The organism is Pseudomonas sp. PHC1 (genome assembly GCF_046487845.1).
Lineage (GTDB): Bacteria > Pseudomonadota > Gammaproteobacteria > Pseudomonadales > Pseudomonadaceae > Aquipseudomonas > Aquipseudomonas sputi.
Genome location: NZ_JBJXHJ010000007.1, coordinates 58,466 through 72,665 on the forward strand (window position 1 = coordinate 58,466; position 14,200 = coordinate 72,665).

Here is a 14,200-nt window from a genome sequence, read left to right on the forward strand (position 1 = left end):
GACGACCTCTCCCCCCCAAAGCCCAAGGAGCACATTGATGTCTATCCGGAATCTGCGCATCGGTTTGCGCGCCAGTTTGTGTTTTGCCGTTCTGGCCAGTCTGCTGGTGGTGGTCGGCCTGTTCGGTCTGGGCCAGATGAAAACCCTGCGCGAGAGCGCGGCAGTGATCGAGGAATCGTGGATGCCCAGCATCGAAAGCATCCATGACGCAGCGGCGAACATCGCCAGCATCCGCCTCGAATCCCTGCGCCTGATCACCAGCACCCAGGCGGCCGTCCGCGAACGCAGCAAAGGCATTCTCACCGCGCAACGCCAGGAATTGCTCAAGCACCTCGACGATCACAAGGCCCTGATCGCCAATGATCAGGAGCGGGCGATGCTGGAAGGTCTGAGCGCCGACACCGCCAAGTACCTGAGCATCCTCGACCAGATCATCAAACAGATCGACGCCGGACAAAGCGAACTGGCCTACACCCGCCTGAGCAATGAACTGGCGCCACAGGGCACAGTGCTCGACAAGACGCTGGAGCAAATGGTCAGCCTCAGCCAGCAAGGCGCCGATGCCGCCGCCAAGTCCGCGGCGGCGATGTACCAGCAGGCGCTGTGGATCGTCGCCACAATCATCGTCATCGCCCTGATTGCCACGCTGTTGCTGGCCTGGCTGCTGACCCGCAGCATCACCGCGCCGATCGACCAGGCGCTGAACGTGGCACGGCGGATTGCTTCGGGAGACCTCAGCGGCCACATCGACAGCGAGGGTCGTGATGAAGCGGCGCAGTTGCTCACGGCGCTGGCGCAGATGCAGGGCAATCTGCGCTCGACCATTCGCGGCATCAGCGAATCGGCCCAGCAACTGGCCTCCGCCGCCGAGGAAATGAGTTCGGTGATGGAACAGAGCACCCGCGGCCTGCAGCAGCAGAACGATCAGATCGAACAGGCCGCCACGGCGGTCACCGAGATGAGCACGGCGGTGGATGAAGTGGCCGCCAATGCCGTGTCCAGTGCCCAGGCCTCCGAAGCGTCGAACGAGGACAGCAAGCACGGGCATGTACAGGTCAGCGAGACCATCCGTTCGATTCAGGAACTGGTCAGCGCGGTGCTCGGCGCCTCCGAACAGGCCGAGGGCCTTGCGACTCAGGCCCAGGACATCAGCAAAGTGCTGGAAGTGATTCGCGGCATCGCCGGGCAGACCAACCTGCTGGCCCTGAACGCCGCGATTGAAGCCGCGCGGGCCGGCGAGGCCGGGCGTGGCTTTGCAGTGGTTGCCGACGAGGTCCGCTCGCTGGCCCAGCGCACGCAGAACTCCACCGAAGAAATCGAGCTGATGATCAGCAGCATCCAACAAGGCACCGGCGCCACTGTCGGGGCTTTGCAAAGCAGCGCCGAACAAGCGAGCCATACACTGCGTCGGGCGAACAGCGCGGGTCAGGCGTTGGAGAAAATCACCGCGTCAATCTCGCAGATCAACCAGCGTAACCTGGTGATCGCCAGTGCCGCCGAGCAGCAGGCACTGGTGGCGCGGGAAGTCGATCAGAATCTGGTGACCATCCGCGATCTGTCGACCCAGACCGCTGCCGGCGCCACCCAGACGTCTGCCGCCAGCCAGGAACTGTCGCGCCTGGCCGTCGACCTGAACGCTCTGGTCACGCGTTTCGTGATCTGATCAGACAATTAAAGGCCCGATTAGCGGTTGCCATCGCCGGGGCCCTCGGCAACACTCTCGTCCCGATCAAGGAAGGAGTGGCCCGTGAGCCCTGTCGATATTTTCCGCATGTTGTCGCTGGCTGCCATCTGGGGCGCGAGCTTCTTGTTCATGCGCATCATCGCTCCCGCGATCGGTACGATTCCGACCGGATTCTTCCGGGTTTCGATTGCCGCCGTCGGCCTGTTGGTGATTCTCGGGCTGATGCGCATCAGCTGGGATTTCAAAGGCAAGCTCAAGACCGTGATGCTGCTCGGCGTGATCAACTCCGGCGTGCCGGCGACGTTGTATTCGGTCGCCGCTCAGGTGCTGCCCGCCGGTTATTCGGCGATCTTCAATGCCACCACTCCGCTGATGGGTGTGTTGATCGGTGGCTTGTTCTTCAGTGAAAAACTCACGCTGGCCAAACTCGCCGGGGTGTTCCTCGGCCTGCTCGGGGTGGGCGTGCTGACCCGCGCCGGCCCGGTCGCGTTCGATCTGCACCTGCTGATGGGCGCCGTTGCCTGCCTGCTCGCAACCACCTGCTACGGCTTCGCCGGGTTTCTCGCCCGACGCTGGCTGGATCAGGCCGGCGGGCTCGACAGCCGTCTGTCGGCGCTGGGCAGCATGCTCGGTGCGACCGTGTTTCTGGTGCCGCTGTTCGGTTACAGCGTCATCACTGCGCCGCCGGTGAGCTGGGGCGGCTGGAATGTCTGGCTGTCGTTGCTGGGCCTGGGTCTGGGTTGCACCGCGTTTGCCTACATTATTTACTTCCGCCTGCTGAGTTCCATCGGGCCGGTGAAATCGATGACCGTGACCTTCATGATTCCGCCGTTCGGCGTGTTGTGGGGGGCGCTGTTTCTCGATGAGCCGCTGTCGATGGCCCATGTGTATGGCGGGGTGTTGATTGCCATTGCGCTGTGGCTGGTGTTGAAACCGGCGGCAGTCAAACCCGCACAAATCGCCACCCGCTGATTCGCCGATGCACAAAGGCCCGGGAGTTTCCTCCCGGGCCTTTTTCATGCGCGGCGGTTAAGCCGATTTACGGAACACGAACACCAGACCGACGATGATCAACAGCATCCCCAGTACGCTCAATGCGGCCAGGCGATTGCCGAAGATCAGATAGTCCATCACCGCCGTCACGGCTGGCACCAGATAGAACAGGCTGGTGACATTCACCAGATTGCCCCGGGCGATCAGTCGATACAGCAGCAACGTCGCCAGCACGGAAACCACCAGTCCCATCCACAACACCGGCACGATGAAACCGGCGCTGTGCTCGAAGTGAAACGGCTGGAACGGCACGAAGATCCCGCACAGCAGCAGACCGGCCAGGTATTGCACCGGCAGTGTGCCGAGGGGATTGTCGGTGATGCGCTTTTGCATGATCGAGCCGAAGGTCATGCTCGCCAGCGCCAGCAGACCGAACAGCATCCCCGCGAGCGACATCCCGGCCAGGCCGATACCCTGGTAAACCACCATGATCAGGCCCGCCAGCCCCAGCGCCAGACCGAAGATCCGGCTCGCCGAGCGCTGCCGTTCCATGATCACCACCGTGAGTATCGGCTGCACGCCCATGATGGTGGCCATCACGCCAGGGGTGACCTTCAGGTCCAACGCCAGCAGATAGAAGATCTGATAAGCCCCCAACAGCACCACGCCGGTGGCCATCGCGTACAACATCGGCTTGCCGCCCTTGGGCAACCTCAACTTGAGCAACGGCACCAGCAGCACCAGCCCACACAGAGCAATGCCAAAACGGATCAGCAGAAAGGCAAAGGGTGAAGCGTGGGCCAGCCCCCACTTGGAGAAGATCGCCCCGCTGCTCCACAGCAGGACGAACAGGCTCGTGGACGCCGCCGCGAGCGCGGATTTTTTCGAAAGGACAAACATGAATACCACCTGTCGTCAGGCAAATAGCCAACTCAGCCGAAGCTGAAATTCAGTAGGTTTTTTCAGGCGGGCACAGGGGTCAGCAGAAAACGCTGATCAGCCCGAAACACCAACGCCCGGCGGTGATACGACTGCGCACACCGGCGTGCTACTGACAGGTGGAGGGTAATGACTGATCTGCACAGGCTGCTGATTCCCACACGGCACGACGCCAGCGTTGACCGCTGAATCGACTACCGCGTTGATGAGGGATGCAGGCATCTGGGCTGATCTTTTCTGAAGGGGTGGACAGTGAGTCGTGCGACTCGGGAGCGCCGACTATAACCAGCGCGGGACATGGATTGCAATGAATTGGAAAGAGACCCCAAAAAAACCGCTCAAACGAGCGGTTCTTGTGTACTTCGCGGCCTCAACCAAACAGCCAATACCCCAGCAGCGTCAACACCGCCACCGCCAGCACCGGCCGCATCACACGGTAGGCCTTTGGATGGCGGCGCTTCCACTGTTTGACCGCCCCGCTGAATTTGTCGCTGAAGGTCTTGCTCCAGGCGTAAGCCTGGTTGATTCCGCCGACACGCTCGTCGTCCAGGTTCTGCGGCGCAGTGGCACGGCCCAGCCAGGCGCTGATGAAGCGGTTGATGCGGGTCATGAGACGGTTGCTCAGCGGCCGCTCGATGTCGCAGAACAGGATGACGCGGGTCTGTTCGGTTTCGTTCTTGACCCAGTGCACGTAGGTCTCGTCGAACATCACGTCTTCACCGTCGCGCCAGGCGTAGACCTGGCCGTCGACGAAGATCCGGCACTCGTCGGAGTTGGGCGTCGACAGGCCCAGGTGATAGCGCAGGGAGCCGGCGAACGGATCGCGATGCGGATTCAAATGGCTGCCGCCCGGCAACAGCGCGAACATCGCGCCTTTGACGTTGGGGATGGCACTGACCAGCGCCACGGTTTTCGGGCACAGGGTTTCGGCCGATGGCAGCGGTTTGTCGTACCACTTGAGGTAGAAACGCTTCCAGCCTTTCTTGAAGAACGAGCCGAAACCGGCGTCGTTGTTCTTCTCGGCGGCGCGAATATAACCCTCGTCGAACAGATGCATGGCTTCGTCGCGAATGGTTTCCCAGTTATCGCGCAGCACGTCCAGCTCCGGAAACTTGCTGCGATCCAGATACGGTTTGGACGGCACGCCCGAGAACAGGTACATCAAGGCGTTATACGGGGCGAACAGCGCCGAGTGGTTGACGAACTGCCGCAACACCGGCAAACGCGCCTTGCCGCGCAAATGCACGTAGAGGATGCTGCCCACGAACAGCAGCAACACCGACACCTTGGCGGCTAACGAAAAGGTCATCAACAACTCCTTGAAATAAGACAACGCCACGCCATGTCATTTGCCCGAGATGGCGGCCGGCCATGATAAACACTACCGGCTCCGGGAAAAACCCGCCCGACCCAAGATTCAGTGTTAAGAATTGCGCAACAAAGCACTTATTAACATAACGATCCTGAACCCTGGCTGACCTGAATCAACGCGCCATTTACTGCTGGTTTTCCTGATCGGTGAACAAATCGCTGAACAACATGCTCGACAGATAACGCTCACCGGAATCCGGCAGCACCACCACGATGGTCTTGCCCTGCATTTCCGGGGTCTCCGCCAGACGCACCGCGACCGACATGGCCGCGCCGCAGGAAATACCGCACAGGATCCCTTCCTCCTGCATCAGGCGCAGGGCCATGGCCTTGGACTCGTCATCCGTCACCAACTCGACCCGGTCAACCATCGACAGATCAAGGTTTTTCGGCACGAAACCGGCACCGATGCCCTGAATCTTGTGCGGGCTCGGCTTGATCTCTTCGCCCGCCAGCGCCTGGGTGATCACCGGCGAAGACACAGGCTCCACTGCCACCGACAGAATCGGTTTGCCTGCCGTATTCTTGATATACCGCGACACGCCGGTGATGGTTCCGCCGGTGCCGACGCCCGCCACCAGCACATCGATGGCGCCATCGGTGTCATTCCAGATCTCCGGACCGGTGGTCTTTTCATGAATGGCCGGGTTGGCGGGATTATCGAACTGAGCCGGCATGAAATATTTGCCCGCGTCACTGGCCACGATTTCGTTGGCCTTTTCGATAGCGCCTTTCATGCCTTTGGCTGGCTCGGTCAGTACCAGCTCGGCGCCCAGCGCCTTGAGCACCTTGCGCCGCTCGATACTCATCGAGGCCGGCATGGTCAGCAGCAACTTGTAGCCGCGTGCGGCCGCCACGAAGGCCAGACCGATGCCGGTATTGCCGGAGGTCGGCTCGACGATGGTCATGCCCGGCTTGAGTTTGCCGCTGCTTTCGGCGTCCCAGATCATGTTGGCGCCGATCCGGCACTTGACCGAGTAGCCCGGGTTGCGACCTTCGATCTTGGCCAGAATGGTCACGCCACGGGGCGCAATGCGGTTGATCTGCACCAGCGGCGTGTTGCCGATGGAGTGGGCGTTGTCAGCAAAAATACGGCTCATGGCTGGGTCCTTGTGCAGCGTTGAATTCAGCGCTCCAAGGTAAGCCTGTTGCCCTTGTCAGTCCAGTCGGGCCGAACGTCTGCGGCAGGCGGCAGTCAATCGCTTTATACCGTTTGGAATTTGCTGCCATGAAGCGTCGCTACCGTTGGCCGTTGTGGACTTTCGCCGCCGTCGTTGTGCTGCTGGTCACCCTGCACATCGCCCTGCCCTACCTCGTGCGTGACTACTTGAATGACAAGCTGGCCACCATGGGCGACTACCGCGGCCAGATCACCGACGTCGACCTGGCGCTCTGGCGCGGCGCCTACAAGATCAATGGCCTGAAAATCGTCAAGGCCGACGGCAAGGTGCCGGTGCCATTCGTCGATGCGCCGGTTATCGACCTGTCTGTCAGTTGGCACTCGCTTTGGTATGACCATGCTGTCGTGGCGCAGGTGAAATTCTTTAAACCTCAGGTGAACTTCGTCGACGGCGGCGCCAACAAGCAGAACTCCCAGACCGGTCAGGGCACTGACTGGCGTGAGCAACTGGGCAAACTGTTGCCCATCACACTCGACGAAGTGCAGATCAGCGATGGGCGCATGAACTTTCGCAACTTCAACTCCAAACCACCGGTAAACATGAATGCAACCAACGTCGACGCCAGCATCTACAACTTGACCAACGTGGTCGACAAGGAAGGCAAACGCGACGCTCGCTTCGAAGGCAAGGCCCTGTTGCTGGGCCATGCCCCGCTGGAAACCACAGCCACCTTCGACCCGCTGAGCAATTTCGAAGACTTCGAATTTCGCCTGCGGGCCCGCGATATCGAACTCAAGCGCATGAACGACTTCGCCTCGGCCTACGGCAAATTCGACTTCAACGCCGGCCACGGCGACGTGGTCATCGAAGCCGCTGCCGACAAGGGCCAGCTCAAGGGTTACATCAAACCGCTGCTGCGCGACGTCGACGTGTTCAACTGGCAGCAGGATGTCGAGAACAAGAACAAGGGGATCTTCCGCTCGATCTGGGAAGCACTGGTCGGCGGCACGGAAACCGTGCTGAAAAACCAGGGCAAGAACCAGTTCGCCACCCGAGTCGAACTCAGCGGCAGCGTGCACCAGCAAGATATCAACGCGTTCGAAGCGTTTTTGCAGATTTTGCGCAACGGATTCATTCAGGCTTTCAATGCCCGGTATGAACGGCCGAAGCCGGATGCGGGCTAAGTTTTACGGTTGACGATGTAGCGCCCGGTATCCTCTGCCGCGATCAGTGCAGGCTTCTCCTGCAACGAATCCCAACCCAGACAGGCCAGGGCCAATGATCGCGGCACCGCTTCCCGACCATTACTGTAGCGACTGATGCTGCGGGCGCTAACACCCAACGCTTCGGCCGCCTCATTCAACGGTAGACCGGTGCGAGCGCGCCAATCCATGAAAATCCGTGTGTTTTCGTCGGGCGCATTTTGCGCGAGCGCGTCCCGGTACAAGGTATCGGCACCAATCTGGATATCTGGTTCCAGCCACTCCACGCTCCAGCCGTCGTCACCCAACTCAGCGCTTGCGAACACTTCAGCGTCCAGTAGCGGAGCGAGCCCCGGATAGGTTTGCAGATCGCGGCTCAAATCCAGGTTCAGCCGTTGGCCGTCAATAAAGGTCAGCGACAGACAAGCATCGCCAATAGCCTGCACCGCCGCCAATCTAGGCCGCTTCATGGGTAACATCGTTTCCAGTCCTCCAGCCATTGCGTCTGATGGGCCGAAACCCACGCCAACGCTTCCTTTACAATCAGCGGCGGTGCCTTGCCCATCATGACCTCGACGGTTTCCAGGCTCAGCATCACATCCACTCCACCACCGGTCAGGTGAACATGGGGTGGCGGGTGATCCGTCTCGCGCAACTGAATGCGGTATTTTTCGCGAAATCGGTATTTGGTAGTCATGCCCGAAGGCTATCGCCAAATCGGCGATACCTGGAATACTGGCCTCGTGCCGAAACTGAGTCAACATGTGACGCCCCATTCAGAGACTGAATAAGCCGTCTGCGTTCACAGTCGACCGGGGGGCGCGTTATAGTCGGGCATCCGATTATTTCGCCCCCGCCCTGCCCGTTCAGGTCGGCGTTACCGTTCGAGGATTAGCAGATGAAGTTCGAAGGCACCCAGGCCTACGTCGCCACCGATGACCTGAAGCTGGCGGTCAACGCCGCCATCACCCTGGAGCGGCCGCTGCTGGTCAAGGGCGAACCGGGCACCGGCAAGACCATGCTCGCCGAGCAACTGGCCGAGTCGTTCGGCGCCAAACTGATCACCTGGCACATCAAGTCCACCACCAAGGCCCATCAGGGCCTGTACGAGTACGACGCGGTCAGCCGCCTGCGCGACTCGCAGCTGGGCAATGAAAAAGTCCACGATGTGCGCAACTACCTGAAGAAGGGCAAGCTCTGGGAAGCGTTCGAGTCCGAAGAACGGGTCATCCTGCTGATCGACGAAATCGACAAGGCCGACATCGAGTTCCCCAACGACCTGCTGCAAGAACTCGACAAGATGGAGTTCTACGTTTACGAGATCGACGAGACCATCAAGGCCAAGAAGCGTCCGATCATCATCATTACCTCCAACAACGAGAAAGAGCTGCCGGACGCCTTCCTGCGCCGCTGCTTCTTCCACTACATCGCCTTCCCCGACCGCACCACCCTGCAGAAGATCGTTGACGTGCACTACCCGGACATCAAGAAGGACCTGGTCAGCGAAGCGCTGGACGTGTTTTTCGACGTGCGCAAGGTACCGGGCCTGAAGAAGAAGCCCTCGACCTCGGAGCTGGTGGATTGGCTGAAACTGCTGATGGCCGACAACATCGGCGAAGCCGTGCTGCGCGAACGTGATCCGACCAAGGCCATCCCGCCGCTGGCCGGTGCGCTGGTGAAGAACGAACAGGACGTGCAACTGCTGGAACGTCTGGCGTTCATGAGCCGTCGCGGCACCCGCTAAGAGGCTGATGCCATGTTGCTCAACCTGTTCAATGAAATGCGTGCAGCCAAGGTGCCGGTCTCGGTGCGCGAACTGCTCGACCTGATCAACGCGCTGAAACAGCGCGTGACCTTCGCCGACATGGACGAGTTCTACTACTTGTCCCGGGCGATTCTGGTGAAGGACGAACGGCATTTCGACAAGTTCGACCGCGCGTTCGGTGCCTACTTCAACGGCCTGGAAAAGCTCGACGATCACTTGCAGGCGCTGATTCCCGAAGACTGGCTGCGCAAGGAGTTCGAGCGTTCGCTGAGCGACGAGGAGCGCGCGCAGATCCAGTCCCTCGGCGGCCTGGACAAGCTGATCGAAGAATTCAAGAAACGTCTGGAAGAACAGAAGGAACGCCACGCCGGCGGCAACAAGTGGATCGGCACCGGCGGCACCAGCCCGTTCGGCTCCGGCGGTTTCAACCCGGAAGGCATCCGGGTCGGCGATGCCGGCAAGCGCCAGGGCAAAGCGGTGAAAGTCTGGGATCAGCGCGAGTACAAGAACCTCGACGATTCCGTGGAACTGGGCACCCGCAACATCAAGGTCGCCCTGCGTCGCCTGCGCAAATTCGCTCGCCAGGGTGCGGCGGAAGAGCTGGACATCGACGGCACCATTGACCACACCGCCAAGGATGCCGGCCTGCTGAACATCCAGATGCGCCCGGAACGGCGCAACACGGTGAAGCTGTTGCTGCTGTTCGACATCGGCGGTTCGATGGACGCCCACGTGAAAATCTGCGAGGAACTGTTCTCGGCCTGCAAGACCGAGTTCAAACATCTGGAGTACTTCTACTTCCACAACTTCATTTATGAATCGGTGTGGAAGAACAACATGCGCCGCACCTCCGAGCGCACGTCGACCCAGGACCTGCTGCACAAGTACGGCGCCGACTACAAAGTGATCTTCATCGGTGACGCCGCGATGGCGCCCTACGAAATCACCCAGGCCGGTGGCAGCGTCGAGCACTGGAACGAAGAGCCGGGTTACGTGTGGATGCAGCGCTTCATGGAGAAGTACAAGAAGCTCATCTGGATCAATCCGTACCCGAAAGATACGTGGGGCTACACCTCGTCGACCAACATCGTGCGGGATCTGATCGAGGACCAGATGTATCCGCTGACGTTGCGCGGGCTGGAAGAAGGGATGCGGTTTCTGTCCAAGTAACCGGATCTTTCCCACGTCGAACGGTATGCCTGGGAACGTATCTAGTGACGCTCTGCGTCACTGGGACGCGGAGCGTCCCGGGCGGCGTTCCCACGCAGAGCGTGGGAGCGATCAAGTAAAGCGCTGTAGATATTCGAGGTGTTCCCGGTGTGCCACTTCCTGCACTACCGGACGCAATCTGACCTGCGCTCCCGGCAGACACTGCGCCAATCGGGCAAGCGCCAACGGCGTCAACGCGCCCAGTCGCGGATAACCGCCAATGGTCTGCCGATCATTGAGCAACACGATCGGCTGCCCGTCCGGCGGCACCTGCACCGCACCCAGCGGAATGCCCTCGGAAATCATCGGTTTGCCCTGATACTGCAACGCCGTGCCCAACAGACGAATACCCATGCGATCGGCGCGACTGTCCAGCGTCCAGGCACGGTTGAAGGCATCGAAAAGGCTCTGCCCGCTGAACTGACCGATTTGCGCACCGAGCACCAGATCGAGCGGTGCGTCGAGGCGCAGGTCCGGTCGGTGCTCCGCCGGGACCTCACGCACCAACAGGGTTTCGCCCTCATAACTCAGCGAAGCGCCCTTGGCCAACGGCAAACCAAAACCATCGAGCCCACCGAGTTCCTCACGCACCACCGTGGCACTGCTGCCCAGCACTTTCGGCGCACTGAAACCGCCGGGCGCCGCCAGATAGGCGCGCGCGCCCAGCAACGGCTGGGTGAACTTCAAGGTCTGACCTTTGCGCAGCTTGAAACTGCGCCACGGCGCCAACGCCTCGCCGTCGATCTGTGCGCCAAGATCGGCGCCAGCCAATGCCAGCAAGCAATCTTCATCAGCCGCCACGGCAAATCCGCCGAGGGTGATTTCGATCACCGGCAGATCCAGGCCATTGCCCAGCAACCAGTTGGCCCAGGCCATCGATCGCCAGTCCGCCGCGCCGCCCTGGGTCACGCCCAGATGGCGCACGCCAAACCGCCCGGCGTCCTGCAACAGGCACAGCGGCGTACTCGCTTCAATCGTCAGTCGGCTCATGCCAGGGCCTCCAGAGGTGTGTCGTCACCGCCCAGACGGATGAATTCGGCATGGCTCACCGCTTCGAAACGCACACTATCGCCGGGCTGCATGAGGCTGTAGCCATCGCGTTCACGGTCGAACAGTTTTGCCGGCGTGCGACCGATCAGGTTCCAGCCGCCGGGAGACACCACCGGATACGCCGCCGTCTGCCGCTCGGCGATGCCGACGCTGCCGGCGGCGACTTTCTTGCGCGGGGTATTCAGACGCGGTGCCGCGAGGACGTCTTCCACCAGCCCCATAAAGGCAAAACCTGGCGCAAATCCGAGCGCAAACACCTGATATTCCCGAGCGCAGTGACGGCGGATCACTACGTCTAGCGACAAACCGCTGCGCTGCGACAGCAGGCTCAGTTCCGGGCCGACACTCAGGTCGTACCACACCGGCAGCACATGGCACTGGCCACCGGTTCGCACATTCGGCGACAGGTCGATCAGCGCGTCGGCGATCAATTCCCGAGCCTGACTCGGGCTCAATGCCGTCAGGTCGTAATGCACCATCAACGTGGTGTAGGACGGCACCAGGTCGATCAGATGCTCGCCGAACGCCGTGCGCAGTCGCTCGCTGGCGGCGAGCATCCACGGCATGTTGGCTTCGGCGATCTCATCGAACAGGCGCAGCATCAGGCAATCCAGCGCCACCACTTCCACCCGCGGATTCATGGCGCGCTCTGCTCGTTCAGGGCCTGACGAATGCGCTGCACGGCTGCCACCGAACTGGCGTTGTCACCGTGCACGCACAGTGTGTTGGCTTGCAGATGCAGCGCGCTGCCGTCGCTGGCGATGAGGTTGTCGCCACGGGCGATGGTCAGCGCTTGCCCGATGATGGTTTCGGCGTCGTGATGCACCGCACCCGGCCGTTGTCGCGAAACCAGTCGGCCGGCGCTGTCATAGGCGCGGTCGGCGAAGGCTTCGAACCACAGGGTCACGCCGTATTCATCGCCGAGCTGTTGCGCGGCCGTGTTATCGCGGGTGGCCATCAGCATCAGCGGCAAGCTTCGGTCGTAAGCCGCGACGGCCTGAATCACCGCCCGCAACTGCGCCGGGTTGGCCATCATGTCGTTGTACATCGCGCCGTGGGGTTTGACGTAACTGACTCGCCCGCCTTGGGCACGGCAAATGCCGTCGAGGGCGCCGATCTGGTAATGCAGGATGTCTTGCAGTTCCTGGGCGGTGTAGGCCATGGAACGTCGGCCGAATCCCACCAGATCCTGATAGGCCGGATGCGCACCGATCTGCACGCCGTGGGTCAGGGCCAGGCTGACGGTCTTGCGCATGATGCCAGGGTCGCCGGCGTGGAAACCGCAGGCAATGTTGGCGCAATCGATGAAGGGCATGACTTCCGCATCCAGACCCATGGTCCAACTGCCGAAGCTCTCGCCGATGTCACAGTTCAATAGCAGGCGGCTCACGGTGAACACTCCTGTAGTTCTTTTCTTTTTTTGCCGTGGGACAGACAGTGCCCCGCAGGTTATCAGTTACTGCGCGTCCAGTTGCTTGCCACGGGTTTCCGGCAGGCTCAATGCCGCGAGGATCACCACGCCGTAGGACACTGCCGCAAAGGCCCCGATGCCTACACTCAGCGGCACTTTCTGGCTGAGCAGCCCGATCAGCAGCGGGAACAACGCCGCCAGCGCCCGGCCGATGTTGTAGCAGAAGCCCTGCCCCGAGCCGCGAATCCGGGTCGGGAACAACTCGGTGAGAAACGCGCCCATGCCACTGAAAATCCCCGACGCAAAGAAGCCCAGCGGGAAGCCCAGCCACAACATCACGCCGTTGCTGACCGGCAATTGGGTGTAGAGCAGGACGATGGTGAACGAGCCGACGGCGAACAGGATGAAGTTTTTCTTGCGGCCCAACAGGTCGGTCAAATAGGCGCTGATCACATAACCGGCGTAGGAACCGATGATCACCATCGCCAGATAACCGCCGGTGCCGAGTACGCTCAAGCCGCGCTCGTTCTTCAGAAAAGTCGGCAGCCAGGAGGTGATCGCGTAATAGCCGCCGAGTGCGCCAGTGGTCAGCAACGAGGCGCGGATCGTGGTGAAGAGCATGCCGGGGGCGAAGATCTCGTAGAACTTCGACGGGCTGTCCGGGGTTTGTTTGGCTTTGGCTTCGCGGTAGATCTCCGGGTCTTTCACCAGGCGTCGGACGAAAATCACGAACACGGCCGGCACGATGCCGAGGATGAACAATGCGCGCCAGGCATCCTCCGGCGGCAGCACCGAGAACAGCAGCGCGTACAGAATCGCCGTCAGCCCCCACCCCAACGCCCAGCCCGATTGCACCATGCCCACGGCTTTGCCGCGATCCTTGGCGCGGATCACTTCACCGATCAGCACGGCGCCGGCGGTCCATTCACCGCCGAAACCGAAGCCCATCAAGGTGCGGGCGATCAGCAGTTGCTCGTAGTTCTGGGCGAAACCGCAGAGGAACGTGAAGAAGGCAAACCACAGCACCGTCAGTTGCAGGGTGCGCACGCGGCCGATGCGGTCGGAGAGGATCCCCGCCACCCAACCGCCGATGGCCGACGCGATCAGGGTGCTGGTGTGGATCAGGCCGGCTTCGCCGGTGGTGATGCCCCACATCGCGATCAGGGTCGGCACCACGAAGCTGAGCATCTGGGTGTCCATGCCGTCCAGACCGTAGCCGATCTTGCAGCTCCAGAAGGTCCGGCGCTCCTGCTGATTGATGTTGCGATACCAGTCGAACGGGCCGGGACGGGCCGCAGTCTGGGGGAGGTCGAGGGTGTCGGGCGCACTCATGGCATGTCTCCGCAGGCTTTTATTGGTCTTGTTCGAAGTTCCGACGACGCCTATCGTGGGAACCGGATGCGTCGATTCTTGGGTGCGTCACCCGGTCGCGTCCAACGAATAAAAACCCGCCCA

14 protein-coding genes are annotated in these 14,200 nt (G+C 61.2%); 5 read left to right on the plus strand and 9 right to left on the minus strand.

Features of this window, described 5'->3' with window-relative positions; all coding sequences use genetic code 11:
* Positions 1-37: 37 nt before the first annotated feature.
* Both ACKJSM_RS12200 and ACKJSM_RS12205 read left to right on the plus strand, forming a co-directional pair.
* The gene (locus ACKJSM_RS12200) at positions 38-1,663 is read left to right on the plus strand and encodes a methyl-accepting chemotaxis protein (protein ID WP_410237589.1); all 1,626 of its coding nucleotides are present in this window, start codon (positions 38-40) and stop codon (positions 1,661-1,663) included.
* An 84-nt stretch (positions 1,664-1,747) separates the two neighbouring features.
* The gene (locus ACKJSM_RS12205) at positions 1,748-2,656 is read left to right on the plus strand and encodes a DMT family transporter (protein ID WP_410237591.1); all 909 of its coding nucleotides are present in this window, start codon (positions 1,748-1,750) and stop codon (positions 2,654-2,656) included.
* 57 nt (positions 2,657-2,713) lie between these two features.
* Here ACKJSM_RS12205 and ACKJSM_RS12210 read toward each other — a convergent pair whose 3' ends face one another.
* From ACKJSM_RS12210 to cysK, 3 genes are all read right to left on the minus strand, one after another.
* Positions 2,714-3,577 carry a DMT family transporter gene (locus ACKJSM_RS12210; RefSeq protein WP_236182098.1) on the minus strand — a complete coding sequence of 288 codons (864 nt, stop codon included), beginning with the start codon at positions 3,575-3,577 and terminating at the stop codon, positions 2,714-2,716.
* A 409-nt stretch (positions 3,578-3,986) separates the two neighbouring features.
* A complete protein-coding gene (locus ACKJSM_RS12215; protein WP_236182097.1) occupies positions 3,987-4,925 on the minus strand; it encodes an aspartyl/asparaginyl beta-hydroxylase domain-containing protein in 939 nt (312 codons plus the stop codon).
* A gap of 187 nt (positions 4,926-5,112) precedes the next feature.
* Positions 5,113-6,087: a cysteine synthase A gene (gene cysK, locus ACKJSM_RS12220; protein ID WP_085605613.1), complete on the minus strand. Its 975-nt coding sequence runs from the start codon at positions 6,085-6,087 to the stop codon at positions 5,113-5,115.
* A gap of 128 nt (positions 6,088-6,215) precedes the next feature.
* Here cysK and ACKJSM_RS12225 point away from each other — a divergent pair, with 128 nt between their 5' ends.
* On the plus strand, positions 6,216-7,292 hold the full coding sequence (locus ACKJSM_RS12225; RefSeq protein WP_410237593.1) for a DUF748 domain-containing protein: 1,077 nt from the start codon (positions 6,216-6,218) through the stop codon (positions 7,290-7,292).
* Here the strand turns inward: ACKJSM_RS12225 and ACKJSM_RS12230 are convergent.
* Positions 7,289-7,789, minus strand: a complete 501-nt coding sequence (locus ACKJSM_RS12230; protein ID WP_410237595.1) for a helix-turn-helix domain-containing protein — start codon at positions 7,787-7,789, stop codon at positions 7,289-7,291. The genes ACKJSM_RS12225 and ACKJSM_RS12230 overlap by 4 nt on opposite strands.
* Positions 7,777-8,007 (minus strand): DUF4160 domain-containing protein, encoded by a 231-nt coding sequence (locus ACKJSM_RS12235; RefSeq protein ID WP_236182094.1) that lies wholly within the window; start codon positions 8,005-8,007, stop codon positions 7,777-7,779. Before ACKJSM_RS12235 ends, ACKJSM_RS12230 begins: the two co-directional genes overlap by 13 nt.
* Before the next feature lie 201 nt (positions 8,008-8,208).
* On the opposite strand from ACKJSM_RS12235, the gene ACKJSM_RS12240 reads away from it, so the two are divergent.
* Both ACKJSM_RS12240 and ACKJSM_RS12245 read left to right on the plus strand, forming a co-directional pair.
* Entirely contained in the window at positions 8,209-9,054 is an 846-nt protein-coding gene (locus ACKJSM_RS12240; protein ID WP_007911294.1) for an AAA family ATPase, read from the plus strand.
* 12 nt (positions 9,055-9,066) lie between these two features.
* A complete protein-coding gene (locus ACKJSM_RS12245) occupies positions 9,067-10,245 on the plus strand; it encodes a vWA domain-containing protein (RefSeq protein WP_016771218.1) in 1,179 nt (392 codons plus the stop codon).
* Positions 10,246-10,356: 111 nt separating this feature from the next.
* Here the strand turns inward: ACKJSM_RS12245 and ACKJSM_RS12250 are convergent, their stop codons facing one another.
* The 4 genes from ACKJSM_RS12250 to ACKJSM_RS12265 form a co-directional block, all read right to left on the minus strand.
* Positions 10,357-11,274, minus strand: a complete 918-nt coding sequence (locus ACKJSM_RS12250; RefSeq protein ID WP_236182093.1) for a biotin-dependent carboxyltransferase family protein — start codon at positions 11,272-11,274, stop codon at positions 10,357-10,359.
* The gene (locus ACKJSM_RS12255) at positions 11,271-11,975 is read right to left on the minus strand and encodes a 5-oxoprolinase subunit B family protein (RefSeq protein WP_410237598.1); all 705 of its coding nucleotides are present in this window, start codon (positions 11,973-11,975) and stop codon (positions 11,271-11,273) included. The genes ACKJSM_RS12250 and ACKJSM_RS12255 overlap by 4 nt, the downstream gene beginning before the upstream one ends.
* Positions 11,972-12,724, minus strand: coding sequence for a 5-oxoprolinase subunit PxpA (locus ACKJSM_RS12260; protein WP_236182091.1), 753 nt, complete (start codon positions 12,722-12,724; stop codon positions 11,972-11,974). Before ACKJSM_RS12260 ends, ACKJSM_RS12255 begins: the two co-directional genes overlap by 4 nt.
* A gap of 66 nt (positions 12,725-12,790) precedes the next feature.
* Complete coding sequence (locus ACKJSM_RS12265) at positions 12,791-14,077, minus strand: MFS transporter (RefSeq protein WP_410237599.1); 1,287 nt, start codon at positions 14,075-14,077, stop codon at positions 12,791-12,793.
* Positions 14,078-14,200 lie beyond the last annotated feature (123 nt).

Excerpts from the sequence above, each read along its gene's own strand:
- ACKJSM_RS12200 (WP_410237589.1), top strand. The coding sequence starts at position 38 with ATGTCTATCCGGAATCTGCGCATCGGTTTGCGCGCCAGTTTGTGTTTT.
- ACKJSM_RS12210 (WP_236182098.1), bottom strand. The coding sequence starts at position 3,577 with ATGTTTGTCCTTTCGAAAAAATCCGCGCTCGCGGCGGCGTCCACGAGC.
- ACKJSM_RS12215 (WP_236182097.1), bottom strand. The coding sequence starts at position 4,925 with ATGACCTTTTCGTTAGCCGCCAAGGTGTCGGTGTTGCTGCTGTTCGTG.
- cysK (WP_085605613.1), bottom strand. The coding sequence starts at position 6,087 with ATGAGCCGTATTTTTGCTGACAACGCCCACTCCATCGGCAACACGCCG.
- ACKJSM_RS12225 (WP_410237593.1), top strand. The coding sequence starts at position 6,216 with ATGAAGCGTCGCTACCGTTGGCCGTTGTGGACTTTCGCCGCCGTCGTT.
- ACKJSM_RS12230 (WP_410237595.1), bottom strand. The coding sequence starts at position 7,789 with ATGTTACCCATGAAGCGGCCTAGATTGGCGGCGGTGCAGGCTATTGGC.
- ACKJSM_RS12235 (WP_236182094.1), bottom strand. The coding sequence starts at position 8,007 with ATGACTACCAAATACCGATTTCGCGAAAAATACCGCATTCAGTTGCGC.
- ACKJSM_RS12240 (WP_007911294.1), top strand. The coding sequence starts at position 8,209 with ATGAAGTTCGAAGGCACCCAGGCCTACGTCGCCACCGATGACCTGAAG.
- ACKJSM_RS12245 (WP_016771218.1), top strand. The coding sequence starts at position 9,067 with ATGTTGCTCAACCTGTTCAATGAAATGCGTGCAGCCAAGGTGCCGGTC.
- ACKJSM_RS12250 (WP_236182093.1), bottom strand. The coding sequence starts at position 11,274 with ATGAGCCGACTGACGATTGAAGCGAGTACGCCGCTGTGCCTGTTGCAG.
- ACKJSM_RS12255 (WP_410237598.1), bottom strand. The coding sequence starts at position 11,975 with ATGAATCCGCGGGTGGAAGTGGTGGCGCTGGATTGCCTGATGCTGCGC.
- ACKJSM_RS12265 (WP_410237599.1), bottom strand. The coding sequence starts at position 14,077 with ATGAGTGCGCCCGACACCCTCGACCTCCCCCAGACTGCGGCCCGTCCC.